The organism is Streptomyces sp. FH025 (assembly GCF_017427025.1).
Classification (GTDB): Bacteria; Actinomycetota; Actinomycetes; order Streptomycetales; family Streptomycetaceae; genus Kitasatospora.
The window spans coordinates 1-7,548 of the sequence record NZ_JAFLNG010000380.1; the positions used below are offsets into that span (position 1 = coordinate 1).

The window sequence follows — 7,548 nt, forward strand, 5'->3', positions numbered from 1 at the left end:
ACTGAGGGGATCAGGGGTTCTTCACGGCGAGGGTGCGGAAGATGAGGGCGGTGGAGGTCGCCCCCGGGTCCTGGTGGCCGATGCTGCGTTCGCCGAGGTAGGAGGCGCGGCCCTTGCGGGCCTGGAGCGGGACGGTGTCGAGGGCGCCCTGCTCGGCGGCCTCGGCTGCGGCCGCGGCCGCCTCGGGGAGGGCGGCGCCGCCCCCGGCCGCGGCGCGGAAGGCGGCGACGGCCGGGGTCCAGGCGTCCACGATGGTCTTGTCCCCGGGCTCGGCCTTGCCGAGGGCGCGGACGGCGTCCAGGCCGGCGGCCAGGGCCTCGGCGAGGGCGGCCGCTCCGGCGGGCTCGGGCAGGGCCGCGCCGACGGCGCGGAAGGCCTTGCCGTAGAGCGGGCCGGAGGCGCCGCCGACCTTGGAGATCAGCGTGGTGCCGGCCTTGGTGAGGACGGCGCCGGGGCCGGCCGGCTGGAGGCCGTCCAGCGCGGTCAGGGCGGCGGTGAAGCCGCGCTGGAGGTTGCTGCCGTGGTCGCCGTCGCCGATCGCGGAGTCCAGCTCGGTCAGCCGGGACTGCTCCTTCTCGACGGCCGCGGCGATCGCGCGGATCCAGGCCTCGGCCAGCGGGGTGTCGAAGTCCATCGCGGATCCTCCTCAGGCCCGCTTGAGGGCGGGGGTGTCGACCGGGGCGTCCCAGAGTTCCAGCAGCTGGGCGTCGGCCTTGGTGAGGGTGAGCGAGAAGCCCGCCATGTCGAGGCTGGTCACGTAGTTGCCGACCAGGCTGCGGGCCACCCTGATGCCGCGATCGGCGAGCCGGGCGGCGACCTCGCCGTAGACGACGTACAGCTCCAGCAGCGGGGTGGCGCCGAGGCCGTTGAGCAGGGCGATCACCTCGTCGCCCGGGGTGAGGTGGTGGTCGGTGAGGATGGTGTCGACCACCTCGGCGGCCAGTTCGCGGGCCGGGCGGAGCTTCTCGCGGCGGCGGCCGGGCTCGCCGTGGATGCCGACGCCGACCTCGATCTCGTCCTCGGGCAGGTCGAAGCCGGGCTTGCCGGCGGCCGGGACGGTGGCCGCGGTGAGCGCGATCGCGAAGGAGCGGGAGGCGGCGTTGACCCGCTCGCCCAGGGCGGCCACCTCGTCCAGCGGGGCGCCGCGCTCGGCCAGCGCGCCGGCCGTCTTCTCGACCAGGACGGTCGCGCCGGTGCCCCGGCGGCCGGCCGTCCAGGTGGAGTCCTCAACCGCGACGTCGTCGTTGACCAGGACGGTGCGGACCTCCAGGCCCTCCTCGGCGGCGAGTTCGGCGGCGAGCTCGAAGTTCATCACGTCGCCGGTGTAGTTCTTCACGATGAAGACCACCCCGGCGCCGCTCTCCACGGCCTTGGCGGCGGCCAGCATCTGGTCCGGGACGGGCGAGGTGAACACCTCGCCGGGGCAGGCGGCGTCGAGCATGCCGGGGCCGACGAAACCGCCGTGCAGCGGTTCGTGGCCGGAGCCGCCGCCGGAGATCAGCGCGACCTTGGGGCCTGCCGGGCGGTCGGCCCGGGTGATCACCCGGTTGGGGATGTCGACCGCCAGCTCGGGATGGGCGGCGGCGACCCCGGCCAGGGCGTCCTCCAGAACGCTCTCCGGGGTGTTGATCAGCTTCTTCAACGCTCTTCGCTCCCTTGGTGACCTCGGTGGGGACGCAACAGCCTGGCTCCGACGCTACGCCAGACGGGGGTGGCGGGCACGGGGTGCGACACGCGGGTTTCCCGTCACACTCCCGGAGCAGCGCGATCGGGTCGTAGGGTCGGCCGCATGAGTGAGAGCGTGGGGATCGTCTTGGTTTCGCACAGCGCCACCCTGGCCGCCGGGCTGCGTGAGCTGCTCGCCGAACTCGCCTCGGGCGGCGTGCGGGTGGCGGTCGCGGCCGGTACGGAGGACGGCGGGCTCGGCACCAGCTACGACCTGATCGCCGGGGCGATCGCGGAGGCGGACACCGGGGCGGGCGTGGTCGTGCTGCCGGACCTCGGCAGTTCGGTGCTCACCGCCGTGACGGTGCTGGAGGACGAGCCGCGCCCGGGCGTGCGGCTGGTGGACGCGCCGTTCGTGGAGGGCGCGGTCGCGGCCGCCGTCACCGCCTCGACCGGGGCGGGGCTGGCCGAGGTGGTCGCGGCGGCCGAGGACGCGCGCTCCTTCCGCAAGTTGTCGTAGCTACTTGGCGTCCGCGGCTACTTGGCGTCCGCGTAGCAGTCCACCACCGCCGTGCTGAGCGGGAAGCGCACCGGGGTGTCGCCGAACACCAGGCGCCGGGCCTCGTCGGCGGCCTCGGCGACGGCGGCGGCCACGTCGTCGGCCAGGTTGGCCGGGGTGTGCACCACCACCTCGTCGTGCTGGAAGAACACCAGGTGCGGGCGGTCGGCCGGGCCCGCCACCGGCAGTTCGCCCAGCCGTCGGCGCAGCGCGGCGAGCAGGGCGAGCGCCCAGTCGGCGGCGCTGGCCTGGATGACGAAGTTGCGGGTGAACCGGCCGCGGGCGCGGGCGGTGCGGCCGCCGGCCTCGCCGGAGGTGTCGGCCTCGGTGAGGTCGAGGAAGTCCGCGGTGGCGGGCGGGCAGACCCGGCCGAGCCGGGAGGTGACCACGCCGCCGTCCTCGCCGGTGCGGGCGGCGGCCTCGACGTAGCCCATCGCGGCCGGGTAGCGGCGGCGCAGGGTGTTCAGCAGCGGGCCGATGTCGCCGCTGGTCTGCCCGTACATGGCGCCGAGCAGGCCGAGCTTGGCCTTGTCCCGGTCGCCCTGGAAGGCGTTGGCGGCGAGTGACTCGTACAGGTCGCCGCCGGCCGCGGTGCGGGCCAGCCCGGCGTCCTGGGAGAGCGCGGCGAGCACCCGCGGCTCCAGCTGGGCGGCGTCGGCGACCACCAGCAGCCAGCCCGGGTCGGCGACCACGGCGCGGCGCAGGATGCGCGGGATCTGCAGGGCGCCGCCGCCGCGGCTGGCCCAGCGGCCGGAGACCACGCCGCCGACGACGTACTCGGGTCGGAACCGGCCGCCGCGGGCCCAGGCGTCCTGCCAGGCCCAGCCGTGCGCGACGTGGATCCGGGACAGCTCCTTGTAGCGGACCAGCAGCCGGGCGGCCGGGTGGTCGACGCCCTTGAGCTCCCAGGAGCGGGTGGAGCCGAGCTGGATGCCGGCCTCGGCGAAGGCGCGCAGCACCTGGGTGTGCGAGTCGGGGTTGAACGGCTTGGCGCCGAGGGCCTGTTGGAGTTCGACGGCGAGGTCGGCGAGCAGCCGCGGCTGGGTGCCGGGGACGGTCGGGCGGGGGCCGAGCAGTTCGGTCAGCAGCTGGTCGTGGACGTCGGCGCGCCAGGGCAGGCCGTCGTGGGCCATCTCGGCGGCGGCCAGCGCGCCGGCCGACTCGGCGGCGACCAGCAGCCGGAAGCGCTGCCGGGCGGCCGGGTCGGTGATGGCGGCGATCCGGCGCTGCTGTTCGGCGTGGACGGCGACCACGGCGGCCAGCGGGTCGACGCCGGGCGGCAGTTGCAGCCGGTCCGGGGCGAACAGGGTGTCCTGGCCGCCGTCGGCCTCGGCCAGGCCCGGTTCGGGCAGGTCGTCGGGGACGGGCAGACCGCGCAGCCGGGACCAGGCGGCCCCGAGCGAGCGGGGAGCGCCGAAGCGGCCCTCGTGGCCCAGCAGCAGGGCCTCGACCAGGCGCAGGTCGTGGCAGCGGGCGAGCCGGTCGGGCAGCCGGGGCAGCAGCGGGGCGTACCCGGAGTCGGCGGCGGCCCAGACCCAGCGCGACCCCGGCGAACGATCGCTGCCGGCGGCCTCCCGGGCGGCGACGGCGGCGGCGAGGTCGGGGACGGCCTCGGGCGGGCCCAGCGGGGCGCCGGCGTCGTCCAGCGGCTGGAGGCGGCCGCCGGGGCCGTGCGGGTCGGGCGCGAGGGCTGTCCTGGGTGCCACGGGGGCGTCTCCTCTCCGGCGGGCGGTCGGGTGTGCGGTCGGCGGGTACGGGCGTGCGACCTGGGGTTGTCCGCCGTCGACGTTAACCGGTGGGTACGACAATTGGGCCCGGGGCCGCGTAGGCGCGGGGGATGACACGGCGTATGGTCGGCGAGTGTGACCGAGAACCCGTTCTTCACACCCAGCTCCCTCGTCTACGAACTGCCGCCCTACGCGGAGATCCGGGAGGAGCACTACCTGCCCGCCTACGAGCGGGGGATGGCCGAGCAGCTGGCCGAGATCGAGGTGATCACCGGCTCCGGTGCCGCGCCGACCTTCGAGAACACCCTGGTGGCCCTGGAGCGTTCGGGAGAGCTGCTGGGCCGGGTGGACGCGGTGTTCCGGAACCAGTCGTCCTCCGACACCACCGACCTGCTGGACGAGGTGGAGGCGAAGGTGAGCCCGCTGCTCGCCGCCCACCACGACGCGATCCACCTGGACCGCGAGCTGTTCGCCCGGATCGAGGAGCTGTACGAGGACCGGGCCGGTCTCGGGCTGGACCCGGAGTCGCTGCGGCTGCTGGAGCGCCGGTACACCGCGTTCGTGCGCTCCGGCGCCCGGCTGGGCGAGGCCGAGCAGGCCCGGCTGCGCGAGCTGAACTCCGAACTGGCCGCGCTGTCCACCGCGTTCCAGCAGAACGTGAATGCCGCCACCCGCGCCGCCGCGCTCGTCCTGGACTCCGCCGAGGAGCTGGCCGGGCTGTCCGAGGACGCGATCGCCGCGGCCGCGGAGAACGCCCGGGTGCTCGGCCACGAGGGCAAGTACGTGCTGAGCCTCAAGAACACCTCGCTCCAGCCGGAACTGGCCCAGCTCGTCGACCGCTCGGTGCGCGAGCGGCTGCTCGCCGCCTCGCTCTCCCGGGGCGGCGAGGAGAACGGCCCGCTGGCGATCCGGATGGCCGGGCTGCGCGCCGAGCGGGCCGCGTTGCTGGGCCACCCGAGCCACGCCGCGTACGTGGTGGCGGACGAGACGGCCGGCACGGTGGAGGCGGTGTCCGGCCTGCTGGCCCGGCTGGTGGAGCCGGCCGTGGCCAACGCCCGCCGGGAGGCCGCCGAGCTGGCCGAGGCGGCGGCCGCGGACGGCGTCGAGGAGATCGCCGCGCACGACTGGGCGTACTACTCGGAGAAGGTCCGGCAGGACTCCTACCAGGTGGACGCGGCGGCGCTGCGCCCGTACTTCGAGCTGGAGCGGGTGCTCAGGGACGGCGTGTTCTTCGCCGCGGAGCTCGCGTACGGGCTGAGCTTCACCGAGCGGCCGGAGCTGACGGCGCACCACCCGGACGCGAGGGTCTTCGAGGTGTTCGAGGAGGACGGCTCCTCGCTGGGCCTGTTCATCGGCGACTTCCACGCCCGGGCGTCCAAGCGCGGCGGGGCCTGGATGGACGAGCTGGTGGGCCAGTCCGGGCTGACCGGGCGGCGGCCGGTGGTGCTGAACAACCTCAACATCCCGCGCCCGGCGCCGGGCGAGCCGGCGCTGCTGAGCTGGGACGAGGTGCGCACGCTCTTCCACGAGTTCGGGCACGCGCTGCACGGGCTGTTCTCGGACGTCGAGTACCCGCTGTTCGCGGGCACCTCGGTGCCCCGGGACTTCGTGGAGTTCCCCTCGCAGGTCAACGAGATGTGGATGGTCCGGCCGGAGGTGCTGGCCAACTACGCCCGCCACCACGCGACCGGGGAGCCGCTGCCGGCCGAGCTGGTCGAGCGGATGACGGCGGCCGAGGGCTTCGGGCAGGGCTTCCGGACGGTGGAGTACCTGGCGGCGACGCTGCTGGACTGGGCCTGGCACACCGTGCCGCAGGGCCGGGAGATCGCGGACGCCGAGGAGTTCGAGGAGCGGGCGCTGGCGGAGGCCGGGGTCCTCGTCCCGGCCATTCCGCCGCGCTACCGCACGTCGTACTTCCAGCACATCTTCTCCAGCGGCTACAGCGCCGGGTACTACGCGTACATCTGGTCGGAGGTGCTGGACGCGGACACCGTGCAGTGGTTCGAGACCAACGGGCGGTCGGTGCGGGAGAGCGGCGAGCTGTTCCGGCGCGAGCTGCTGGCGCGGGGCTTCAGCCGGGATCCGCTGGAGTCCTTCCGCGCGGTGGTCGGCCGGGCGCCGGAGACCGGGCCGCTGCTGGCCCGCCGGGGGCTGGCCTGATCACCTCGCGGTGAGCGTGACCGCCACCGGGGTGCCGGGGCGGGCGTGCGGGAGCCGGATCCGTACGGTTCCCGCGCGTCCGTCCGTGGGCTGTTCGACCTCGACCCGGGCGTCCGCCGGGGAGACGGCGACCCGGACGCCGCGCGGGAACCCGGCGGGCGGCAGGAGGAGTTCGCTGTCGTGGCCGGTGCCGTCGGCGTTCCAGCGGACGGTGGTGCCGTCGGTGTGGACGCCGCTCCCGGCGACGGCCGCCGGGTACGGGCCGAAGGCGGGTTCGTCGCCGGGGGCGGGGTGCCCGGCGGGGTCGAGCGCGCAGTAGCCGCCGGCGCCCCGGCACCAGTACCACATGGTCCAGCCCTCGGCGAAGCCGTCCATCGCGGCGACCTGCCGGCGGACCAGCCGGGTGTTGCCCGGGGTGCGGGAGTTCGGCGGGCCCCATTCGCCGACCAGGACCGGCAGGCGGTGGGCGGCGGGGTAGTCGGTGATCGCGGCGGTGTACCGCTCCACGAAGCCGTCGGACTCGTCCCAGTCGGCGCCGTTCTCCACGGCGGTGTCGTAGAAGTGCGGGGCGTAGCCGAGCCGGGGCGTGCCGGGGCGCGGGTCGGTGAGGCCGGGCAGCCGGGTGGGGACGCCCTGGCCGACCAGGACGGTGGGTTCGACGAACAGCCAGGCACGGGAGTCGACTTGGCGTACGGCGGCGATCAGGCGGCGGTACATGTCGGCGAGCCGGCCCTGTTCGAGGGCGGCGGAGGCGGCGGCGAGCACGGCCGGGTCGCTCGGGTCGCCGTCCACCGGGCCGAACGGCTCGTTGAACAGGTCGTAGCCCAACAGCGAGCGGTGGCCGCGCAGTTCGCGGGCGAGCCGGGTGTAGAAGTCGGCCTGCCAGGCGCGTAGGTCGGGGTCGTCGTAGAGGTGGCGGAAGGCGGCCTGGACGGCGGGCTGGAAGTAGCCGGCGAACCAGTCGTTCGGGTCGGGGGTGAAGGGCAGGCCGTCGTCCCGGGTGGCCCAGCCGGGGATGCCGTTCGTGCCGCCGCCGAACTTCGGCCCGTAGACGTCCTGGTGGAAGTCGACCAGGACGAGGAGGCCCAAGTGGTCCGCCCAGGCGAGGAGTTGCTGTATCCGGTGCAGTTCGGCCGGGTCGAGGCGGCCGCGCGAGGGTTCCAGCCTGGTCCAGGAGATCGGCAGTCGGACCAGCGTGAAGCCTTGGGCGGAAAGGGACTTGAGGTCGGCCTCGGTGGCCTCGGCGTACTTGTCGAGGTTGAAGCCGCGCAGTTGGAGGTGGCGGCCCCGGGCGTCGGTGAGGGCGGTGCGGCCGTCCGGGGCGGTGGCCGTGCCGGTGGGGAAGTGCTCCGGGCGGCTCCGCTGCCCGCCGTGGGCCGTGGCCGAGGTTGAGGCCGCGGCTGAGGCCGGGGTGGCGGTGGCGGTGAGCGTGGCGGT

General features: G+C 75.2%; 6 protein-coding genes. 2 read left to right on the forward strand and 4 right to left on the reverse strand.

From position 1 onward, the window contains the following. Positions 1–10: 10 nt before the first annotated feature. Together dhaL and dhaK are read right to left on the reverse strand one after the other, a co-directional pair. The gene (dhaL, locus tag J0670_RS24245) at positions 11–634 is read right to left on the reverse strand and encodes a dihydroxyacetone kinase subunit DhaL (protein WP_207813771.1); all 624 of its coding nucleotides are present in this window, start codon (positions 632–634) and stop codon (positions 11–13) included. Between the two features lie 12 nt (positions 635–646). After that, a complete protein-coding gene (gene dhaK / locus J0670_RS24250) occupies positions 647–1,642 on the reverse strand; it encodes a dihydroxyacetone kinase subunit DhaK (RefSeq protein ID WP_207813772.1) in 996 nt (331 codons plus the stop codon). A 147-nt stretch (positions 1,643–1,789) separates the two neighbouring features. Between dhaK and dhaM the strand changes: the two genes are divergently transcribed. Continuing rightward, a complete protein-coding gene (gene dhaM / locus J0670_RS24255) occupies positions 1,790–2,185 on the forward strand; it encodes a dihydroxyacetone kinase phosphoryl donor subunit DhaM (protein ID WP_207813773.1) in 396 nt (131 codons plus the stop codon). A gap of 17 nt (positions 2,186–2,202) precedes the next feature. Here the strand turns inward: dhaM and J0670_RS24260 are convergent, their stop codons facing one another. Beyond that, positions 2,203–3,930: a bifunctional 3'-5' exonuclease/DNA polymerase gene (locus J0670_RS24260; protein WP_207813774.1), complete on the reverse strand. Its 1,728-nt coding sequence runs from the start codon at positions 3,928–3,930 to the stop codon at positions 2,203–2,205. Between the two features lie 156 nt (positions 3,931–4,086). Here J0670_RS24260 and J0670_RS24265 point away from each other — a divergent pair, with 156 nt between their 5' ends. Next, positions 4,087–6,111 carry a M3 family metallopeptidase gene (locus J0670_RS24265; protein WP_207813775.1) on the forward strand — a complete coding sequence of 675 codons (2,025 nt, stop codon included), beginning with the start codon at positions 4,087–4,089 and terminating at the stop codon, positions 6,109–6,111. Here the strand turns inward: J0670_RS24265 and J0670_RS24270 are convergent. Beyond that, positions 6,112–7,548 (reverse strand): cellulase family glycosylhydrolase (locus J0670_RS24270; protein WP_207813776.1); only part of this gene is annotated, 1,437 nt, incomplete at its 5' end. It abuts the gene before it with no gap.

What these genes read in the sequence shown, in the direction of transcription:
- dhaL (WP_207813771.1), bottom strand. Translation starts at nt 634, where the DNA reads ATGGACTTCGACACCCCGCTGGCCGAGGCCTGGATCCGCGCGATCGCC.
- dhaM (WP_207813773.1), top strand. Translation starts at nt 1,790, where the DNA reads ATGAGTGAGAGCGTGGGGATCGTCTTGGTTTCGCACAGCGCCACCCTG.